We start from the raw sequence: 18821 nt of genomic DNA, 5'->3' as shown, positions 1-18821 counted from the left end.
ACGGGAACAGGTCGCGCAAGAAGGACAGGCTGCCAAAAAATGCCGCAACGATCGATGCGATTGATGACGATGCTGGCGGAGGAGATCGCCGCGCTCAAGGCAATGGGAAGCACGGCCGACCCGGCGTTCAATCATCTGGTGGATAAAATCGGTTTCTGCTGCGACGAGGCGCTCGATCAACTCTCGCAGCATGAGCCTCTCATGGCTGGCGATCATCCGTCCTGGACGAGATGGCGCAATCCTCTATCGCCGACCAAGCCATAAGCTGCGGCTTGAACCGCCGGTTCAGTCTTCTGGAACATCGCCGGACGCCCACACTTCTGGTGTGCGCTCCAGATAGAAGGCGTCATTGTCATAGGCTTGCTCTAGCGCGAGCAAAGAAGCACCCGCGAGCCAGGCGTCCCATTGCGATGGCGGCAGCAGGATCGGCATCGTCTGGCTGACCGGATCCGCGCACGCATTGGCCACGGTGAGCATGCCGGCAAAGCCGCCGGTCGCCGGATCAGGCGAGCACAGGCCCGCCCATGCGCAGATCGGCACGTCCCAAAGTCCCAACCAGCTGCGCGTGCGATGACCTTTCTCCCCAATGGGATAGGCGACATCCTCGACCGCAATCAGGCAACGCTCGAGCAGGTCCAGCCCAAGGGGCGCGCGGCTGTTACCCGTAATCTCGCGCGCAAACAGCGTCGTTCGCGGCCGATCGCCACGCGTCCGGCTGATCGGGTCTCTTGGCAGGCCCCAGGGCAACGCGTGCAGGTGCCGTCCCCGCGCGCCCGATGTCACGACGATCGCCTTCTCGCCCGGCCAGATGGTCGGTAACCAGTCAAGTGCCGGATCGGGCTTTGCATCGAACAATGTGGCGATCTCCGAGGCGGCGGCGCGACAGCGAATCAAGTGGGTCATGGCCCATCCTTCGCTCGGGATGATTAACGCTTCATGCAATTATGATATGCAGAACATCAATAAGCCAATATAGTCTGTTTTATTGATTGTTCATCGTTGATGGATGCTCTTCCCGGAGCCATCGGCTTTCTGAAAGATTGAGAGTTCTGACGGGCCCGAAGAGAGGATCAGCGAGGCCATTGGCGGAGGCGGGGCAAACGGCATGGACAGGAAGATACGAGAGACCGAAGCCAGGCTCGCAGGCATCGTCGAGTCCGTCATGGATGCGATTATCACCGTCGACGCGCGGCACAGGGTCGTCCTGTTCAACCCGGCCGCGGAAGCCATGTTCGGCATAACTGCCGATGAAGTCCTCGGTCAGCCACTTACCCGGTTCATCCCCGAGAAATTCCGTTCTACGCACGATCAGTTCATTCGCCAGTTTCGCGAGGCCGGCGCGACGACCCGCCGCATGGGTGCGCTCGGCGCGGTAAATGCCCTGCGCGCCAATGGCGAGGCATTCCCTGCCGAAGCCTCGATCTCGCACGTTCGCATCGGTGATGACCATCTGGCGACCGTCATCCTGCGCGACATCACCGAACGCCAACGCAATGAAGAAGCGCGTCAGCTGCTGGCCCGCGAAGTCGATCATCGCGCGAAGAACGCACTGGCGGTCGCACAGGCCCTGGTCTCTCTGACCCGGGCTGAAACGATCGCGGACTATGCTCAAGCCGTGAAGGGAAGACTGTCCGCCCTGGCGCGCGCACACAGTCTCCTCTCCGAAGGCGCCTGGCAGGGCGCCGATCTTGACCGCACGATCGCGGATGAGCTGGCAGCCTACACCAGGCCCGGCCAGAGCATCGTGGCCGGGCCGGCGATCCGCCTCGCGGCCAATGCCGTACAGCCTCTGAGCCTCGTCATGCATGAGCTTGCCACCAATGCCGTCAAGCATGGCGCGCTTCGCCACGCGAGTGGCCAGATCGCGGTTGAATGGGTGATGGAAAGCGATCGGCGGCTCGCGATCAGCTGGACCGAAACCGGCGGGCCGCCCGTGGCTCCGCCCTGCGCCAAGGGGTTCGGCAGCCGGCTCCTCAACGATGTGATCCGCAACCAGCTCCAGGGCGACCTCAGACTCGACTGGGCCCCTTCGGGCTTGCGGGTCACCATATTGCTCAACGATTGCTTCGATGCGCTCGAGAATCGTCGGTCCGCCGCAGGCGCCCCGGCAGCAGAGCCTGCGCGCCAGCAAAGTGACGCTTCAGCGCGGTGCGTGCTGGTGGTCGAGGATGAAGCGCTCGTTGCCCTTGAACTCTCCTCCGGGCTTGAAGATCTTGGCTGGTCGATCATCGGGCCGGCCTCGTCGCTGGAGTCAGCGAGGAAGCTGGCGGGGCAAACAGCGATCATTGATGCAGCCGTGCTTGACATCAATATCGCTGGGCAACTTGTTTATCCCTTAGCTCGCGAACTGCGCGAACGAGGCGTGCCGATCCTGTTTTGCTCGGGCTATGATGCCGTCGATGCCGGGGGTGGTTTGGCGGATGTCCCCATCCTGTCCAAGCCCGTCAATATCGGCGCCCTGCACAGGACGCTCCGCGATATTTCCATCCTCCCTGATCGATCGCCCGGCGCGGCGTGACGCTCTGAGGCAGCGAATCGCCAGACACTCGCGCAGATCGAGGCCATTGACCAGGATGCTTTGCTGATCCGGCCAGACCGCAGCCCCGCCCACGCCGCTCTTTGCTTCCTACGCCATTGCCTGTCTTTCCACGCCGGTCTTTTACGCCCGCAACGCGCTGTTGCCTCCGCTGATTTCATGGCTCTCTTGATGGCCCCCGAAGCCCCGGCACGGTGCCGCGGCCCTTCGGGGGATGATGCTCATGATCTCTTCTGCACCAGGAGGAAGAGCCACTCTGGCGCTTTTCTCCGCGCTCGTTTTTGCAGCGCCGGCGCTCGCCAACAATTATGGCGAAAGCGCCGCCTGGCAATTCCGCACCTCGGCCGACCGCGCCAACCAAGCCGCGATCCTCGACATCATGGAGAAGCGGCGCGCGGGCGGCTATGCGAGCCCGACCTACACGACGACGATCGAGCGCCAGTATAATTGCGGCGTCACCGCGACTGCGACCGGCAATGTGGACAGCCAGACGGCGCTCGCCCATTCGCCGACCACCACCGGCGCGACCTCCGGCGCGCAGGGCAATAGCAGTTCGAGCAGTGTCGAGGGCGCCGGGAGCAGCAGCTCGGGCCAGAGCAACAGCGGCCTCGTCTCCGCTTCGGTCTCGGGCGGGACGACGGTCGCGGTCGATGGCACCGCCTGGCAGGCGCTCAATTCCACCCAGTCGAACAGCGGCGCCCAGAGCGCCAGCGTCACCGGCTCCACCGGCTGCACGTTCGGAGCGCTCAACTGATGGGCGTGGCAACGGCGGGCCGCCGGGAACTGGCCGGGAAGAGGATGGGGCTGCGGGGTGTGGGCGTGCGAGGGGTTGCGCTGCCGCTCCTGGCCCTGGCGCTGCCCGGCTGCGCCAGCATGACCCAGCAGCGGATCGGGATCGGCGAGGAACCGATCGTCGTCGGGCCGCCGGTGCGCGACAATCGCACGCCGATGGACGCGGCGCTTGCCTGCTATGCGGGCTGGCTCGGATCGCGTGGAAACAAGCCGCCGGTCATCGCGGTCGGCGATGTGCGCGACTATACCGGCAAATATTCGGTCAACGAAGGCAATGCGATCACCCAGGGCGGCGCGCTCATGGTGGCGTCTGCGCTCGGCAAGCTGCGCGGCTCGGTGCGGATCGCCGAGCGCTTCGATCCGGTCATCGCCGAGCGCGAACTGGCCTATGCTGACCGCCGGCAACTGGGCGACGGCAAGGTCCATGATCTTGCCGGTCCGTCGGGGCGGCAGGTCGTGCCCTGGCTGCCCTATTTCGGCGGGAGCATAGCGGCTTCCGATTATTACATCGTCGGCGGCATCACCGAACTTAATTACGACATCCGGTCGGGCGGCATCGAAACCGGCGTAAATTCGGTCGGCCCGAAGGCGCGAACCTATACCCAGAGCGTCGCGCTCGATCTGCGCATCGTCGATACCCGCTCGCTGCTCGTCGTGCGCACGGTCAGCCTCACCAAGCAGTTCACCGGCTATGAGACCGGCTTCGGCATCTTCCGCTTCTTCGGCTCCAATCTCTTCGACATCAATATCGGCGCCAAGGGTCAGGAACCGCTCCAGCTCGGTATCCGCACCGCGCTCGAGGAAGCGACGATGCGCCTTATCGGCGCGGTGGCCAGGGTCGATCCCGAGCCTTGCATGAGCCAGGCAAGCTGGGCGGCGAGCGTGCCACTCGCGCCGTCCGTGCAGGGGATCGCGGCCACCTCGACGTTGCGGCAGCGCCTCGCCGCCGATGGTCCGGCGCTCAACGGCCCTGCCGGCGGTGGCGATGACAGCGCGGCGGTCGATGTGCCGCTTCTGTTCGAGACCGGTGTCGACAGCCTGCAGGGCGGTGCGGAAGCGGCGATCGACCGGATCGTCGCGGCGGCCAAGCATGGCGGCGTCTTCGTGACATTGCTCGCCCGTGACAGTGAGACGCTCGATCCCAAGGCGCGCGCGGCGCTGACCGATCGCCGGATTGCGGCGCTGACCGCCGCGCTCACCAGGCAGGGCATCGCCGCAGCGGCGATCTCGCCGGTCTGGCGTCCCGGTCCCACCGATCCCGCCATCCAGCGCGCCGGCGCCGGCCTGCAGCGGCTCGCACGCCTGCGCATTGGCTGATCGTCTCCTCCCTCGCACGAAAGGAGGCGCCCACCCGACACCCGCATGCCCGGTTTCTCGAACAACTTCAGACAAGGATTTTCCCATGAAACAGACTGCATCTTCCTGTTCGACCCGCCGCCAGCGCCTCCTGATGGGCGGCGCGGTTCTCGCCCTTGCCGGCTCGCTGGCCACGCCCGCTTTCGCCACGCCTGATCCCACGCCGGGGATCGACGCGACCGGCGCGCAGGTCATCGTGACCGATCAAAGCAAGGACTGGTCGCCGGTCAGCGCCACTGCGACCAATCCCCTGGTCGAAACCACTGGCGCGGTCGATGGATCGAGCGTCGCCGTCACCGGCAATGCCGTCAGCGCCACCGCGAGGGCCAATAGCGCCAGCGCCGCCCTGACGCCTGATGCGCGCGATCTCGAAGCGGCGACCGGCGGCACCTGGCTGGCGACCGGATCGGACGGCACCGACGGGCAATCGCCGGCCCTCATCGTCACGCGCCAGGCAACCGATGGCGCATCCGTGTCCGCCACCACCACCAATTCCCGTATTCGCGCGCGGCTTGGCGATCTGGTCGACAGCAGCGCTGCGGTCAGCACCAACACCCAGGAAGCCGTTGCGCTGGCCAATGATGCTGCCGATACCCTGTCGCTCACCGGCGTTGCCGTCGGCACCGGTGCCGGCGTGGTCAGTGACCAGTCGGTCGGCGGGGATGCTGCCGTCGCGGCCCGCTTCAGCGGCACGGCGGCGCTCAAGGTCGCCGATGCCCCGCGCAGCGATCTCGATGTGCGCGACAATCTCCAGCGGTCCGTCGCCTATGGCAACAGCGCGAGCAATGCACTGGGTATCGACGCCGTCCAGCTCGATGCGGCGGCGAGCTATGGCATGCCCTCGATCGTCGAGGCCAATGCCAGCGACCCTTCGGTCAATGCCGCTTATGCCGTGCTGGCCGACCAGCGGGTCGGCAGCGCCGTGGCGGCGAGCGCCAATGGCGGCTTCGCCGTCAAGGTGGGTGATACCGCCTTCGCCTCGGACGTGACCAATGGCGACAACAGCCTGGTCGCGGCAGGTTATGGCAACCAGTCTTCCAATGGTCTCGATCTGTCGGCCGATGCCATCGCCAACAATGCCTGGGATGGCGGCGCCGTCGCCAACATCACCAATGTCCAGTCAGCCGCAGCCATTCCCGTGAAGGGGCTCGCCAAGGGCGGAGCCAGCATCGCCATCACCGGCGATGCGGTCGAGGCGAACCTGGATGCCCGCGACAATGCGGTGATTGCGGTGGCGACCGCCAATCGCGCCGATGGCAACCTCCTGTCGGTGACGGCCAATGTGGTCGATGCCGGCGAAGGCTTCGGCGGGGAAGGTCCGGTCGGCACCGCGCTGGTCGACGGCGATGGAATCATGACCGTCACCGCGCCGTTCAGCGTCCAGAATGATCAGCTCAATCAGGCTCGCGTCACCGCAAAGGCGACGGACACGGCGACCCTGATTACTGTCGATACCGGCATCGTTCGATCGAACGCCACGATCACGGGGAACAGCGCTGGGGCGCAAGCCAGCGGCAATGTGGCGACGAACGGGCTGTCGCTCGATGCCAACAGCCTTGCGACAGCGGCCGATCTCAATAGCCTTCAACTCGGCAAGGGCGTGGTCAGCGCCTCTGTCGGCTCTGCGGGCAATCGCGCGGGAGCGATCCTTTCCGCTGCGGGCGATGTGGTCGATTCCAGCCTGACCGTCTCGGACAACAGCCTCACCGCCAGCGCGACCGAGAATGAGGTCGCCAACAGCATGGCCATCACCGCCAATAGCCTGACCAATGCCAGCGGTCATGAAAATGCGCAGGCGGGCATGCTCGATTACGGCGTCGGCGCGGCGGCGGACTATGCCCTGGCCAATACCCAGGAGATCCGGGGTGGCTATCAGCTTCCCGTCGCGGTCAAGGCCTCTGCCTATGGGGACTTCGATGCGACCGCCGGCAACGGCGCGGTGCGTTCCGCGCTCAAGGTCACCGGCAACAGCCAGACCGCCTCGGCGCTCGGCAACGGCGCGGCCAACAGCCTGACCATTGCCGCTACGACGCTGGGCGGTGCCGAGGAGCCGGCGCCTGGATCGGCTCTGTCCTCGACCCAGGCCGCTTATACCAATGTCGATGCCGTCTCCGACATGCAGCTTGGAGTGACCACGGCAGCGGTCGATTCCAGCCTGCTCCTGTCGAACAACAGCAATGTGGTGCGGGCCCATATGAACGATGCGACCAACAGTCTCGGGGTCGACACGCTTAGCGCCGGATCGCTGAGCGGGGAGCCTGCGGCAGCGCTGGTGGATGTCGGTTATGCCTCGCAGGTCATGGGCGATCATGTCCTCGCCAGTAACCAGATCGCCGATGGTAGCGTCAGCGCGACGGCGGTGACGACCGGTCAGTCCGTGGATCCCTCGGTGTCGTTCGTTCGCTCCAGCTTCGAGGCGAGCGGCAACGAGACGCTGGCCGAGGCCGTCGCGAACAATGCGGCCAACAGCCTTGCACTGACCTCGGCGGTACAGGGCGGCGCCAGCGCCGGCCTGCTCAACCAGCAGTCGAACTATGCCTCTGTCGGTGCGCAGGCGACCAGCGCCTATGGCATCGGCGCGCACGCCTCGTCCGATGCCTCCAGCCTCGTCGATGGCAATGTGACCACGGCCATGGCCCGCGGCAATATGGCGACCAATATGCTCGCCGTAAGCGGCGTGGCCGAAGACGACTGCACGCCGGACCTCGCCTCGATCACCACCGGCGCGCTCAACAGCGCCATGGCGCCCGCGCTCCTGTCCAACGTCCAGATGAACGCGGGTGGGGTGTCGGCCTATGTCGCGAGCCCGACCGTCTCGGTCAGCTATGGCAGCGCCGGGGTCAGCGACAGCCGCCTTGGCGTGACCGGCAACAGCGTCTCGGCGGCCGCTTATGGCAACAGCGCCACCAACATGGTGACGCTGGCTTCGCTCGGCAGCTTGCCGGCGTCCGGCATCAGCAGCGTCCAGACCAATAGCGGCGCTGTCACGGCCCAGGTTACCAATGCGGCCTATACAGTCACGTCGCCGGATATTTCGACGAGCCGGATTGGCATCTCGGGCAACAGCATCAGCGCATCGGCAGTAGGGAACGCGGCCACGAGCAAGGTCACGGTCTCGCGCTGATCCGCGCGGCGGGCGGCGCCACAAGCCCCTGGACCGCCCGCCGCATGCGGGAAAGGCCGTCACGCTTCCCCCGGCGTGGCGGCCTTTTGTCTGTCGCTCTTGGGCAGGGTGCCGCCTTCATCGCAGGCGACTCCCGTTCAGTCGGAAGATCCTCAAATTATGGGAGGTGGTTCATGATGCCGTTTATCGTTCCCGCGTCGAACGAACCACGTGAAGCCCCTGGGCGTGGCGGCTTGACCAAGCGTCAGTTTCTCGAATTGTCCTTGTCGTGGCGCTCGCTGTTGCGGCGTGCATTCTGCCGGTCATGGGCACGTCCTCCCGCGACGGTCACGGCGAAAAACAGCACGAGCAACAGCAGGGAGATGAGAATGATCGCAAATATTACCACAGGGACCCTCCTCAAACGGGACAGAAATCCAGGACCGGCACGTCACGGGCATGCGGGACTCATCATAATTCACGAACCTTCTCTCATCGGTCATCTGAAGGAAGCCGATGGGAGGAGCAGCGCGAAGTGTCCGCGCCCGATCGGGATCGGAACTGGTCGGATGGCGGACCACCCAGAGATGGTGGTCAGGCCTGTCTCAGCGACCCGACCGCTGTTCGAAGAGCTGCGCCTTCTCATACATGTCCTTCCAGGCGGCAGCCGCGCGCAGCGAGCGTTCCCTGACCAGCGGAAGCGAGGCCGCCTGAGCCTCGGCGAGACAGGCGTCGAGCCGATGGCGGTAGAATTCACTGTTGCGGACAGTGGGCTTCAAACTGGGCTTCGGCTTCATGTCGGCATATCCTCTGTTGCCGCACTGGCGCGATCGGAACCTTGGCGGATCTGAGCCAGCGGCAGGCTCTCCGTGTCGGTGCTCACGCCATGGCCACGCGCGAGATAATCGCGAGAGCCCATCTCATTGAGACGCGAGATGGTCCGCTCGAATTCGAACGCATCGTCCGATGCGCAGTAGAGGGTGTCGGGATCACGATCAGCCGACGCGAGCAGCTTGACGCCATTTTCGTAGAGCGTGTCGATCAGGGTCTTGAACCGGGTCGCCTCCGATTTCCGGTTGGCGTCGAGGACAGGAATACCGACCAGAATGAGGGTGTGATACCGATGCGCCAGGGCCATGTAGTCAGGAATGCCGCGCGGCTCGCCGCACAGGCGTTTGAACGAGAAAACCGCAACGCCCTTCAAGGATTTGGGGACGAACAGTTCCCGGCCGCCCTTGATCGGCACTGTCTCCGAAGGAACATGCTCGCGGTCTTCAACCGGGAAATCGGTCAGCCGGAAGAAGGACCGGCTCAGAGCCTCGGTCGCGGCATCGCCGTTGGGCACATGCCAGGTCTGGAAGCCCCCCAGGCGCTGAAGGCGATAATCGGTGGGACCATCGAGCGAAAGGACGTCGAGCCGGTCCTCCAGCAGCGCGATGAACGGCAGGAAATGTTCGCGGTTGAGGCCGTTCTTGTAGAGATCGCGAGGCGGCCGGTTCGATGTCGCAACAACGGTCACGCCAGTGCCGATGATCCGGGTAAACAGCCGGGAGAGGATCATGGCGTCAGCCGAGTTGGTGACGATCATCTCGTCGAATGCGATCAGCCGGGCTTCACTGGCAATCGCATCGGCCACTGGCAGGATCGGGTCGCCGGTTTCCCTGGCGCGCTCGACGCGGAGCCGATCATGGACTTCCTGCATGAACTCATGGAAATGGACGCGCCGCTTGTCGGCAATGTCGACGCAATCGAAGAACAGATCCATGAGCATCGACTTGCCGCGCCCCACGCCGCCCCAGAGATAGACGCCGCGGACGGGTTCGGGTTTGCGCCGGCTAATCCGGGCCAGGAGACCAGGCCGCTGAGCCTGCATTTCCAGATCGGTGACAGCCTTGCCGAACCGAAGCGCGACCTGGCGCTGTGCGTCGTCGGGGCGCAACTGTCCTGTTGCAATAGCGTCTTCGTAACGTGCGATGACTCTGCTCTGTGGCAAGGCCTGTTACTCCAAATATTGTCTGCCTGAAAAAGTACCACCGGCTCGGATCAGCCGCGCAGGTTGCCAGACGCCACCGGCCGCAGGCCTGAAGCATCACTCGGCCAGACCGTTCAGGGTGCTTCGGATTGCTGCTCGCGATGACACTCGCGAGTGATGCGGCGATAGAAGAACCGGAATGCGTCTTCATCATAGCCGATCGCTTCATAGAAACGTGCAGCATCTGCATTGTCGGCGCGAACCATGAGCTGGACCTTGAGCGCGCCGAACCGGCCGAGCCATTCCTCGCAGTGCCCGATGAGCTTGCGGCCGATCCCCCAGCGCCGGAAATCGGCATCGACGCCCAGATAATAGATCCAGCCGCGATGCCCGTCCCATCCGCACATCGCCGTCCCAATCAGGCGTGGTCCGGCGAAGGCCCCGATGATCGTGGAGGCGGGGCCATCGAGCGCCTTGCGGGCATCCGCCGCGGCATCGTTCCAGGGCCTGGTCAGTCCGCACGCGTCCCACAGCCTTGCGGCATCGCCGACTTCGCCTGGGACAAGCGTGCGTAATTCTATCGTCATGCTTCGGCGTCGTCCGGGCTCTGTCCCGGGCGCTCCTTCTGGAAGCCGTGCATGCCGAACCACCACTGCACGGCGATGATGACGCCCTTGGCCGGTTGCAGGAGCCCGATCATCAGGAGGATGGCGAGCGGCAGGACGATGGCCACCATGGCCGATACGGACAGGTCCGCGTCGCGGGCCAGGGCGATGATCAGCGGCGCCATCAGGTGCCCGGTCACGAAGATCGAGACATAGGCGGGAAAGTCATCCGCCTGTTGGTGCGTCCAGTCCTGGTCGCACCGCACGCAGCGCGGGATGGGTTTGAGAAAGCGCCCGAACAGGCGCGCCTCGCCGCAGCGGGGACAGCGCCCGCGCAAGCCACGCGAGATTGCCGTCCAGCCCGAAGCAGGCAGGATGACCGCTGTGGTCACCGGGCCGGCTTCAGGCGAGGTGGCGGACTTTGTCTCTTCTGCAAATGTGTCAAAGGGAGAGCGCATAAGATCAGGCATTAAACATCCCGGGAGGCGCGGCAGCCCGGATGCTCTCGTCGACATGCGCGACGAATTGCGTGAAATTGCGGCGGAAACGGTCGGCGAGGCCGCGTGCCGCCTGATCATAGTCTTCGGCCTTTGCCCATGTCGCGCGCGGATCGAGTATCGTGCTGTCGACGCCTTCCACCGCGATCGGCACCGCGAAGCCGAAATTGGGGTCGATCCGGAACTCCGCCCGCTTGAGTTTGCCCGACAGCGCGGCACCCAGCAGCGCGCGGGTCACCTTGATCGGCATCCGCGAGCCGGTGCCGTACTGGCCACCGGTCCAGCCGGTATTGACCAGCCAGCAATCGACCCCGCCCTTGGCGATGCGCCGGCGCAGCAGGTTGCCATAGACGCTGGGATGGCGCGGCATGAACGGGGCGCCGAAGCAGGTCGAGAAAGTGGCTTCGGGTTCGGTCACACCCAGTTCGGTCCCCGCCACCTTGGCCGTGTAACCGGACAGGAAGTGGTACATCGCCTGTTCGGGCGTGAGATGGGCGATCGGCGGCAGCACGCCGAAGGCGTCGGCCGTCAGCATGATGATGTTCTTGGGCACTGGTCCCATGTTCTCGGAGGAGGAATTGGGAATGAAATGGATCGGATAGGCGCCGCGGCTGTTCTCGGCGAGCGAGGCATCATCAAGGTCGAGCGTCCGGGTCTCGGGATCCATGACGACGTTTTCGAGGATGGTCCCGAAGCGCCGCGTCGTGGCGTAGATCTCCGGTTCGGCTTCAGCCGACAGGCGGATCATCTTGGCATAGCAGCCACCCTCGAAATTGAAGACGGCGGTGTCCGACCAACCATGCTCGTCGTCGCCGATCAGCGTGCGCGAGGCGTCGGCGGACAATGTGGTCTTGCCCGTGCCCGAAAGCCCGAAGAAGATCGCGGTGTCGCCGTCGGGGCCGATATTGGCCGAGCAATGCATGGGCATCACGCCCTGCCTGGGCAGGACATAGTTGAGGATCGTGAAGACCGCCTTCTTCATCTCGCCGGCGTAGCCGGTGCCGCCGATCAGGATCAGCTTGTTCATGAAGTCGATGGCGATCACCGTCTTGGAACGACAGCCATGCCGTTCGGGATCGGCCCGGAAGCTCGGCAGGTCGATGATGGTGTAGTCCGCCTGGAAGTCGCGCAGCTCGTCCGCGGTCGGCCGCACCAGCATGGTGCGCACGAAAGCCGAATGCCAGGCCAGTTCGGTGAAGATCCGCACGCCGACGCGATATTCAGGCTGCGAACCGCCGAAGAGATCCTGCACGAACACCTCGTCCAGCGTGCCGAGATGCCTGGTGAAATCCTCGCGGAGCTTTTCGAAGGCTTCTCCGGTCATCGGCTTGTTGGACGGTCCCCACCAGACATCGTCCTTGGTCTCGGCATCGCGAACGATGAACTTGTCCTGTGCCGAGCGCCCGGTGTGCTTTCCGGTCTCGACCACCAGCGCACCATGCTCCGACATGTGCCCTTCGAGGCGCTGCAGGGCGCGTTCCACCAACTGCGGCGTATCGAGATTCTCATGCAGCAGGGCGCCGGGTTTGATGGCGGCTTGCGGCCGGGTGAGGGTCATGGTCATGCGGTCGGTGCCTCTCTGGTCTGATGATGGGGGAGGGAGTGACGTTTCAGTCGCTGGCGGGATCGGGCGGTCCATAACGCGGAGACAATCTCGGACGCCGGACCCGGTCAGCGTCCCGCGAAAGCGTGCTGGCGGCGTTGCCGGCGCGATGATTTTTTGTGTCCGGCCGCAAGCGCGACGAAGACTTTCGGGTGCGGCGATCAGGCATGACGGTTCTCGCGCGCTTCGCGCGGCGTGATGCCCGGTGCCGCATGATTGCCTCTGTCGATGGCCTTGGCGAGTTCCGACATGAGACCGGCCGCCTCATGGGGTTTAAGTTCGGCCTCGCCCAGAGTTCCATCGGCAAGATGGAACGTCACCACGATCCGGAAATCCTTTGGCCTGAAATCTTCCGCCAAGCCCGGGAGAAGCCGCAGATGAGCGCCAATGCGGTTCACCGGCAAACGCCCGGCGTTCGCGGCATCTGCGGGACTGACGACCGCAGAAGGTGATTCAATGGATGGCATAAGGCATATATACAACCGCACATTAAATTGTTAATCCTACATTTTGATGTATTAAACATCACGAGGCCCTTATGATCACATCGCAGCAAATGCGCGCTGCGCGCGCCCTTCTCGGGCTCGATCAGCGCCAGCTCGCTGAACTCGCCGGACTGTCCTTGCCAACCATTCAGCGCATGGAATCCTCGGCCGGGCAGGTGCGCGGGGTGGTCGATACGCTGGTGAAGGTGATCACCGCGCTCGAGGGGGCGGGTATCGAGATCATCGGGGAAAACGCGCCGAGCACAGCAACCGGGCGCGGCGTCCGCCTGAGTGAAAGGGTGGACGGCAAACGCATCGGGCTCAGCCAGTCGATCCTGTATGACAAGACGGTCGCCAGGGAACCTCAACCATGACGGCCTCCTACACACCCAAGCTGGTGACCGCCCTGCGCGAGGGTTACGCGCCGGCCACGTTCTGGCGTGACGCGATAGCCGGCCTGACCGTTGCGATCGTCGCCTTGCCGCTGGCGATGGCGCTTGGCATCGCCAGCGGCGCATCGCCCGACAAGGGGCTCGTGACGGCCGTCGTCGCCGGCTTCCTGATCTCCGCGCTTGGCGGGTCGCGCGTTCAGGTCGGCGGCCCGACCGGCGCCTTCGTTGTCGTCATCTTCAACGTCATCGCTCAGCACGGCTATGATGGCCTGCTCGTTGCGACCCTGCTTGCCGGCTTGATCCTGATCGCCGCCGGCGTTTTCCGTCTCGGACGGCTGATCAAATATATTCCCCATCCCGTCGTGACCGGGTTCACCGCCGGGATCGCGGTCATCATCGCCTCAAGCCAGGTGAAGGATTTTCTTGGGCTGGCTATCGACAAGGTGCCGGCCGACTTCATTCCCAAATGGCAGGCCTATCTTGGGGCCATATCGACCACCCATGCCGCCACCGTCGCGGTCGGCGCCGGCGCGCTGGCGATCATCATCGTCCTGCGCAAGTTCGCGCCCAAGCTCCCCGGTTTCCTGATCGCGGTGGTGGTCAGTTCGGTCGCCGTCGCCGTGCTCAAGCTGCCGGTCGACACGATCGGTTCGCGTTTTCCGGACATTCCCGCCGGACTGCCCATGCCTGCGCTACCGGCAATCTCTCTCGCCAAGATCAGCGCCGTGCTGCCTTCGGCGTTCACCATCGCCTTTCTGGCCGGCATTGAGGCGCTGCTTTCCGCGGTCGTCGCCGACGGCATGGCCGGAACCCGGCATCGTTCGAATCAGGAACTGATCGGCCAGGGTGTCGCCAATCTTGGCTCGGCCCTGTTCGGCGGTCTGCCCGCCACCGGTGCGATCGCCCGCACGGCGACCAACATCCGGTCCGGGGCCAAGACCCCAGTTGCCGGGATCATGCATGCGGTCTTCCTGCTGCTGTTCGTCCTGTTCGGGGTGAAGCTCATGGCCTTCGTGCCGATGACGGCACTGGCGGCGATCCTGTTCATGGTCGCTTGGGGCATGAGTGAGTATGAGCGGTTCATCGCCCTGCTGCGGATGCCCAATAGCGACCGGGCTGTGCTGCTGCTCACCTTCGGCCTCACCGTGCTGGTCGATCTCACCGTCGCGATCGGCGTCGGGGTCACGCTGGCGTCGCTGCTGTTCATGACGCATATGGCCGAAACGGTCGAAGTCGATGCCAGCGGCACACAGGACCCCGACTTTGATTCCGAGGATGTCCACCAGCGCGATGCCTTGCCGGCCGGCGTCGAGGTGTTTCGCATCACCGGGCCGTTCTTCTTCGGGGTCGCCGGCGAACTTCTCGATACGCTGCGCCGTGTTGGCCAGTCGCCCAGGGTGATCATCCTGCGCATGCGGCTCGTGCCCCTGCTCGATGCCAGCGGCGTGCAGGCGCTCGGGGAGTTCATCGAACAGGCGCATATTGCCGGCGCCCAGGTCGTGCTCTCGGGTGTCCGGCAACAGCCAAAGGCGATGCTCGAGCGTGTCCGCCTCGGTGGCCACTCGGATAAGCTCTTCTACGCGGCCGACTTCGCCAACGCCCAGGCGCTCGCGCTTCGCTTGCTCGAAAGCCCCGAGCCCCCACGTCCCTGATTTCGCCGCAGGCTCCCGAGAGCCGAATGCACGTATCCGTCCTTGCGCCCGATCGGGCGCCTTTGTTGTCGAAAGGTATTATTCTTGAAAGACGTCGTGATCCTGTCCGGAGCGCGTACTGCCATCGGTGATTTCGGGGGCAGCCTGAAGGATGTCGCGCCTTGGGAACTCGGGCGAATCGTCATTGCCGAAGCGATCAGGCGGGCCGGTATCGAACCCGCCGATATCGGACATGTGGTTATGGGCCAGGTCATCCAGAGCGAACCGCGCGACGCCTATGTGTCGCGCATCTCCGCGATCGCGGCCGGCATTCCGGACAAGACCCCCGCGTTGACGCTGAACCGTCTGTGCGGATCGAGCGTCCAGGCCATCGTCTCGGTCGCCCAGATGATTATGTTGGGCGAATGCGACATGGCCGTCGCCGGCGGTGTCGAGAGCATGAGCCAGTCGCCCTATGTCGTCAAAGCGATGCGCTGGGGCAAGCGCATGGGCGACGAAGCCATGATCGATGCCATGGACGCCATCCTGAATGACCCGTTTGGCGCAGGCCACATGGGTGTGACCGCGGAAAACGTAGCCGATCGGCACGGCATCACGCGCGAACAGCAGGACGCGCTCGCGGCGGAAAGCCATCGGCGCGCGGCGCTGGCGCAGCAGGAGGACCGGTTCCGCGAGCAGATCGTCCCAATCGAGGTCAAGCGTCGGGGCGGCACTTTCCTCTTCAAGGTCGATGAGCATGTGCGCGAAGACACGTCGCCATCGGGGCTTGCCGGACTCAAACCGCTCTTCCGCAAGGAAAGCGGCACGGTCACCGCCGGCAACGCCAGCGGGATCAACGATGGCGGCGCAGCGCTGGTGCTGGCTTCGGCCGAGGCCGCCAAGGCAAGGGGCCTTATGCCTCGCGCCAGAATTGTGAGTTGGGGGCATGCGGGCGTTGCACCCGAGGTCATGGGGCTGGGGCCGGTCGAAGCCGTTCCCATCGCCCTCAGGCGAGCAGGCCTTTCGCTGGATGACATCGATGTGATCGAGGCCAACGAAGCCTTTGCCGCCCAGGCTTGCGCGGTCGCCAAGTTGCTCGATTTCCCGCCGGAAAAGGTCAATCCGAACGGCAGCGGTATAGGTCTTGGCCATCCTGTGGGTGCGACAGGCGCGATCATCACCATCAAGGCGCTTCATGAACTGGAACGCATTGGCGGACGTTATGGACTCGTGACCATGTGCATCGGCGGAGGGCAAGGGATCGCTCTCGTCATCGAGCGGCTGTCGCACGACGATGCCGTGCATGCCCATCATTGATCGCAACCGTGAATGTCCTGCATGGACGTTGCGGCGCTGCGGCCCATTTTGGGAAATGCGAGCGGGTGGAACGAGTAAACTGATGGCGCGTCGACGGATCCTTTTCCCTTCGCCCGATGAAATCCGCGCGTTGGCCGATGAGGCAGGGCGGCTGTCCATTCGGGTGACGCCCAACGCCTCCGTCGACGCTGTCCAGATGCCTGCCGACCAGGACAATGGCGTCCTTCAGGTTCGCGTCACCGCGACGCCTGAAGATGGCAAGGCCAACGCGGCCGTGTTGCGTCTTCTCGCCGATGCGCTCAAGCAACCTGTCTCGAGCCTCGAACTTCTTCGCGGCGGCGGCGCCCGCCACAAGTTGGTCAGGATTGCCGGCACATCCAGCTGACAGTTCAGATGGCCGCGACCGCGCATGGAATGGCACGATGTTGATTTAGCATTCTGGTTTCACGAAAGCCCGCCTGCTGCAGTGATCGAGCTGAGACCTTTTGCCCGCCTGACGGGCTCAATTGAACTTTGGAGAATCCGATGAGTGATGACGAATATGTGTACGACGACGAATCCGGGGAATGGATGCCTGCCTCGGAACTGGCCGAGCGCAGAGCCTCCGCCGGGCGGATTGAAGTGCGCGATGCTGTTGGAAATCTGCTTGCCGACGGCGATCAGGTGACTCTGATCAAGGATCTCGAGGTCAAAGGCGCAGGCCAGACGCTCAAGCGCGGCACGTTGATCAAGTCGATCCGCCTGACGGGCGATCCGCAGGAAATCGACTGCCGTTACGAAGGGATCAAAGGCTTGGTACTGCGGGCGGAGTTTGTTCGGAAGAGAGGCTAGCCGTTTGACCAAAGGGCTTGGACGCACCGTGTTCTTCGATCTCTCCAGCAGTTCTTCCGATCAACGCGAAGAGGTCGATCAGTCGGGATCGGGAAGGGGGGCCTTGTCGTAAAAGAGCGTGAGCTTTTCGCGGGGCGCCTCGCCGCTGCGCGTCTCGCGCAGTCGCACGCCTCGCCCAAGCCCTGCGCTTGGTGCATTCTCACCCAAAAGTTCGATCCCGGCACTTTCGATCGCGCTGATGACCTTCATCACCGTGCCCACCACACCGCGTACCTGCCCATCGGAGGCCTCCATACGCTGGATCGTCGGCAGTGAAACGCCGGAAATCTCGGAGAGTCCGCGTTGGTCGATACCGAGCATCGCTCTGGCGGCACGCATCTGTTGGGATGTGATCATCGCGCCGGGGTGATATATAAAACATCAAATAGCAAGGCTGAAAAGCGAGATGACACGATCATGCGCGTAAGGCAGGCTCAGACTTCCGCCTTGACGTGCCAGCGCCGCAGCGCGGGCCCGATCCGGCGCTGCTTGGCGCCGTAGTCGATCGTGCGATCGGCGAGCAGTCGATCGGGAAGGCTCTGGAAAGGCGAGGTCGCAGGCGGAAAGGTCGGGTCGGCGCTTGCGAACACGATGCGATTGCCGCCATTTTCCGCGGTGACGGCGAGGGCCTGGCCATTGAAGGCAGTACGGATCCGGCGCAGCAGCCCAGGGTAGGACAAAAAATTGTTGCACAGGTTGGCGACGAGCAGGCCATTTGGGCTCAGGCGCGCGCGGCAGGCCGCGTAGAACGCCGCCGTACTCAGGCTTTTAGGGAGGCCGCGGCTGTCGAAGCCATCGACCAGCAGCACATCGGGACGGCCCGGATCGTTCGACACGAACTCCACCCCATCGGCGTGGATGACCCGGAACCTGTGGTCGTCATCGGGAATGCGGAATCGTTCGCGCAGCGCAATCACCTGAGGATCGATCTCCACCACGCTGATGTCGCAATCGGGCAAGGCGCGGTAGCACGCCTTGGCCAGTGAGCCGCCGCCAAGGCCGATCATTTCGATCCGGCAAGGATCGGGACGGAACAGCCGGAACGCCATCATCATCCGCGTATAGTCGAACAGGAGATGATCGGGATCGCTGACACGCATGCCACTCTGAACCGTCGACCAGTTGAACAGGAGCGAGAGCATGTCGCCGAAGCGAAACAGCATCGGCCCACGCTCGCCGAACGGCGCATCGAGTGCAATGGGGATGTGGCCTCCGCGCGCGGATGGCTGCTGACGGGAGAAGCCGGGCTCAGGTCGGTCGAACCCCATGGCGAAGACGACGTCGTAGAACAGATCCATGTCGAGGTCTGGCAGATCGCCCGCAGCGTCGGTCATGACCAGCCAGCAATGCAGATCGCGCGCGTCAGAAAGGCAGGGAGACCGACCATCTGCTATAACTAGATTTTAGATCGTCAAAAATCAAATATGATCTTTAATATGGATGTATAAAACATCATTCATTAGGTCTGTCGCTTGATGCGGTGCTGATGGTGGCCACGGCCAATAGCGCCGACGCCAATCTTCTCTCGGTGACGGCCACGCGACCGATGCCGGCGAAGGCTTCGGAGGTCAGAGGAAGGGACCGATCGGCAGCGGCCTGGCCGATGGAGACGGGGCATGATCGTCATCGGAAGGCTCAGTGTCCAGAACGGCCAGATGCCTC

General features: G+C 64.1%; 20 protein-coding genes. 11 read left to right on the top strand and 9 right to left on the bottom strand.

The genetic code is table 11. The features are described 5' to 3' along the window. Positions 1–63: 63 nt before the first annotated feature. On the top strand, positions 64–264 hold the full coding sequence (locus H2052_RS04470; RefSeq protein WP_130753350.1) for a hypothetical protein: 201 nt from the start codon (positions 64–66) through the stop codon (positions 262–264). Between the two features lie 21 nt (positions 265–285). Here H2052_RS04470 and H2052_RS04465 read toward each other — a convergent pair whose 3' ends face one another. Continuing rightward, positions 286–903, bottom strand: a complete 618-nt coding sequence (locus H2052_RS04465; protein WP_006963484.1) for a hypothetical protein — start codon at positions 901–903, stop codon at positions 286–288. A gap of 202 nt (positions 904–1105) precedes the next feature. Here H2052_RS04465 and H2052_RS04460 point away from each other — a divergent pair, with 202 nt between their 5' ends. The 4 genes from H2052_RS04460 (at position 1106) to H2052_RS04445 (ending at position 7808) form a co-directional block, all read left to right on the top strand. Beyond that, entirely contained in the window at positions 1106–2518 is a 1413-nt protein-coding gene (locus H2052_RS04460; protein WP_006963486.1) for a PAS domain S-box protein, read from the top strand. A gap of 241 nt (positions 2519–2759) precedes the next feature. Continuing rightward, entirely contained in the window at positions 2760–3290 is a 531-nt protein-coding gene (locus tag H2052_RS04455; protein WP_006963487.1) for a hypothetical protein, read from the top strand. 65 nt (positions 3291–3355) lie between these two features. Further along, a complete protein-coding gene (locus H2052_RS04450; RefSeq protein WP_293778584.1) occupies positions 3356–4645 on the top strand; it encodes a CsgG/HfaB family protein in 1290 nt (429 codons plus the stop codon). 85 nt (positions 4646–4730) lie between these two features. Then, positions 4731–7808, top strand: a complete 3078-nt coding sequence (locus tag H2052_RS04445; protein WP_006963489.1) for a hypothetical protein — start codon at positions 4731–4733, stop codon at positions 7806–7808. 244 nt (positions 7809–8052) lie between these two features. On the opposite strand, the gene H2052_RS04440 is transcribed toward H2052_RS04445, so the two are convergent. The 6 genes from H2052_RS04440 to H2052_RS04415 form a co-directional block, all read right to left on the bottom strand. Next, positions 8053–8196, bottom strand: a complete 144-nt coding sequence (locus H2052_RS04440) for a hypothetical protein (protein ID WP_006963491.1) — start codon at positions 8194–8196, stop codon at positions 8053–8055. 196 nt (positions 8197–8392) lie between these two features. Beyond that, positions 8393–8584, bottom strand: coding sequence for a hypothetical protein (locus H2052_RS04435; RefSeq protein ID WP_006963496.1), 192 nt, complete (start codon positions 8582–8584; stop codon positions 8393–8395). After that, a complete protein-coding gene (gene zapE / locus H2052_RS04430; RefSeq protein WP_081628127.1) occupies positions 8581–9780 on the bottom strand; it encodes a cell division protein ZapE in 1200 nt (399 codons plus the stop codon). Before zapE ends, H2052_RS04435 begins: the two co-directional genes overlap by 4 nt. A 113-nt stretch (positions 9781–9893) precedes the next feature. After that, positions 9894–10346 (bottom strand): GNAT family acetyltransferase, encoded by a 453-nt coding sequence (locus H2052_RS04425; protein ID WP_006963504.1) that lies wholly within the window; start codon positions 10344–10346, stop codon positions 9894–9896. After that, entirely contained in the window at positions 10343–10756 is a 414-nt protein-coding gene (locus H2052_RS04420; protein ID WP_006963505.1) for a DUF983 domain-containing protein, read from the bottom strand. The genes H2052_RS04425 and H2052_RS04420 overlap by 4 nt, the downstream gene beginning before the upstream one ends. A gap of 70 nt (positions 10757–10826) precedes the next feature. Further along, the gene (locus H2052_RS04415) at positions 10827–12425 is read right to left on the bottom strand and encodes a phosphoenolpyruvate carboxykinase (protein WP_293778762.1); all 1599 of its coding nucleotides are present in this window, start codon (positions 12423–12425) and stop codon (positions 10827–10829) included. A gap of 158 nt (positions 12426–12583) precedes the next feature. On the opposite strand from H2052_RS04415, the gene H2052_RS04410 reads away from it, so the two are divergent. The 6 genes from H2052_RS04410 to H2052_RS04385 all read left to right on the top strand — a co-directional run bounded on the left by H2052_RS04410 (position 12584) and on the right by H2052_RS04385 (position 17120). Further along, a complete protein-coding gene (locus H2052_RS04410; protein ID WP_140404659.1) occupies positions 12584–12916 on the top strand; it encodes a hypothetical protein in 333 nt (110 codons plus the stop codon). Positions 12917–13002: 86 nt separating this feature from the next. Beyond that, positions 13003–13323: a helix-turn-helix transcriptional regulator gene (locus tag H2052_RS04405; protein ID WP_087576070.1), complete on the top strand. Its 321-nt coding sequence runs from the start codon at positions 13003–13005 to the stop codon at positions 13321–13323. Next, positions 13320–14993 carry a SulP family inorganic anion transporter gene (locus H2052_RS04400; protein ID WP_087576069.1) on the top strand — a complete coding sequence of 558 codons (1674 nt, stop codon included), beginning with the start codon at positions 13320–13322 and terminating at the stop codon, positions 14991–14993. The genes H2052_RS04405 and H2052_RS04400 overlap by 4 nt, the downstream gene beginning before the upstream one ends. A gap of 84 nt (positions 14994–15077) precedes the next feature. Beyond that, positions 15078–16289, top strand: coding sequence for a beta-ketothiolase BktB (bktB, locus tag H2052_RS04395; RefSeq protein WP_087576068.1), 1212 nt, complete (start codon positions 15078–15080; stop codon positions 16287–16289). Beyond that, positions 16276–16674 (top strand): DUF167 domain-containing protein, encoded by a 399-nt coding sequence (locus tag H2052_RS04390; RefSeq protein ID WP_293778564.1) that lies wholly within the window; start codon positions 16276–16278, stop codon positions 16672–16674. Before bktB ends, H2052_RS04390 begins: the two co-directional genes overlap by 14 nt. Before the next feature lie 140 nt (positions 16675–16814). Next, on the top strand, positions 16815–17120 hold the full coding sequence (locus tag H2052_RS04385) for an alkylphosphonate utilization protein (protein ID WP_006963513.1): 306 nt from the start codon (positions 16815–16817) through the stop codon (positions 17118–17120). Between the two features lie 78 nt (positions 17121–17198). Here H2052_RS04385 and H2052_RS04380 read toward each other — a convergent pair whose 3' ends face one another. Both H2052_RS04380 and H2052_RS04375 read right to left on the bottom strand, forming a co-directional pair. Beyond that, positions 17199–17516, bottom strand: a complete 318-nt coding sequence (locus tag H2052_RS04380) for an XRE family transcriptional regulator (RefSeq protein ID WP_037491789.1) — start codon at positions 17514–17516, stop codon at positions 17199–17201. Positions 17517–17593: 77 nt separating this feature from the next. Further along, positions 17594–18493 carry a fused MFS/spermidine synthase gene (locus tag H2052_RS04375; RefSeq protein WP_254911623.1) on the bottom strand — a complete coding sequence of 300 codons (900 nt, stop codon included), beginning with the start codon at positions 18491–18493 and terminating at the stop codon, positions 17594–17596. Positions 18494–18821: the final 328 nt, after the last annotated feature.

Source organism: Sphingosinicella sp., from assembly GCF_013911755.1.
In the GTDB taxonomy this organism is placed as follows: Bacteria; Pseudomonadota; Alphaproteobacteria; order Sphingomonadales; family Sphingomonadaceae; genus Sphingosinicella.
Note: the sequence above shows the minus strand (reverse complement) of the source record. Positions and strands in the feature narration are given on the sequence as shown.

Excerpts from the sequence above, each read along its gene's own strand:
- H2052_RS04385 (WP_006963513.1), top strand. The coding sequence starts at position 16,815 with ATGAGTGATGACGAATATGTGTACGACGACGAATCCGGGGAATGGATG.
- H2052_RS04400 (WP_087576069.1), top strand. The coding sequence starts at position 13,320 with ATGACGGCCTCCTACACACCCAAGCTGGTGACCGCCCTGCGCGAGGGT.
- H2052_RS04455 (WP_006963487.1), top strand. The coding sequence starts at position 2,760 with ATGATCTCTTCTGCACCAGGAGGAAGAGCCACTCTGGCGCTTTTCTCC.
- H2052_RS04375 (WP_254911623.1), bottom strand. The coding sequence starts at position 18,493 with ATGACCGACGCTGCGGGCGATCTGCCAGACCTCGACATGGATCTGTTC.
- H2052_RS04390 (WP_293778564.1), top strand. The coding sequence starts at position 16,276 with ATGCCCATCATTGATCGCAACCGTGAATGTCCTGCATGGACGTTGCGG.
- H2052_RS04425 (WP_006963504.1), bottom strand. The coding sequence starts at position 10,346 with ATGACGATAGAATTACGCACGCTTGTCCCAGGCGAAGTCGGCGATGCC.
- H2052_RS04380 (WP_037491789.1), bottom strand. The coding sequence starts at position 17,516 with ATGATCACATCCCAACAGATGCGTGCCGCCAGAGCGATGCTCGGTATC.
- H2052_RS04465 (WP_006963484.1), bottom strand. The coding sequence starts at position 903 with ATGACCCACTTGATTCGCTGTCGCGCCGCCGCCTCGGAGATCGCCACA.
- H2052_RS04415 (WP_293778762.1), bottom strand. The coding sequence starts at position 12,425 with ATGACCATGACCCTCACCCGGCCGCAAGCCGCCATCAAACCCGGCGCC.
- H2052_RS04470 (WP_130753350.1), top strand. The coding sequence starts at position 64 with ATGACGATGCTGGCGGAGGAGATCGCCGCGCTCAAGGCAATGGGAAGC.
- H2052_RS04445 (WP_006963489.1), top strand. The coding sequence starts at position 4,731 with ATGAAACAGACTGCATCTTCCTGTTCGACCCGCCGCCAGCGCCTCCTG.
- H2052_RS04405 (WP_087576070.1), top strand. The coding sequence starts at position 13,003 with ATGATCACATCGCAGCAAATGCGCGCTGCGCGCGCCCTTCTCGGGCTC.
- H2052_RS04435 (WP_006963496.1), bottom strand. The coding sequence starts at position 8,584 with ATGAAGCCGAAGCCCAGTTTGAAGCCCACTGTCCGCAACAGTGAATTC.
- H2052_RS04460 (WP_006963486.1), top strand. The coding sequence starts at position 1,106 with ATGGACAGGAAGATACGAGAGACCGAAGCCAGGCTCGCAGGCATCGTC.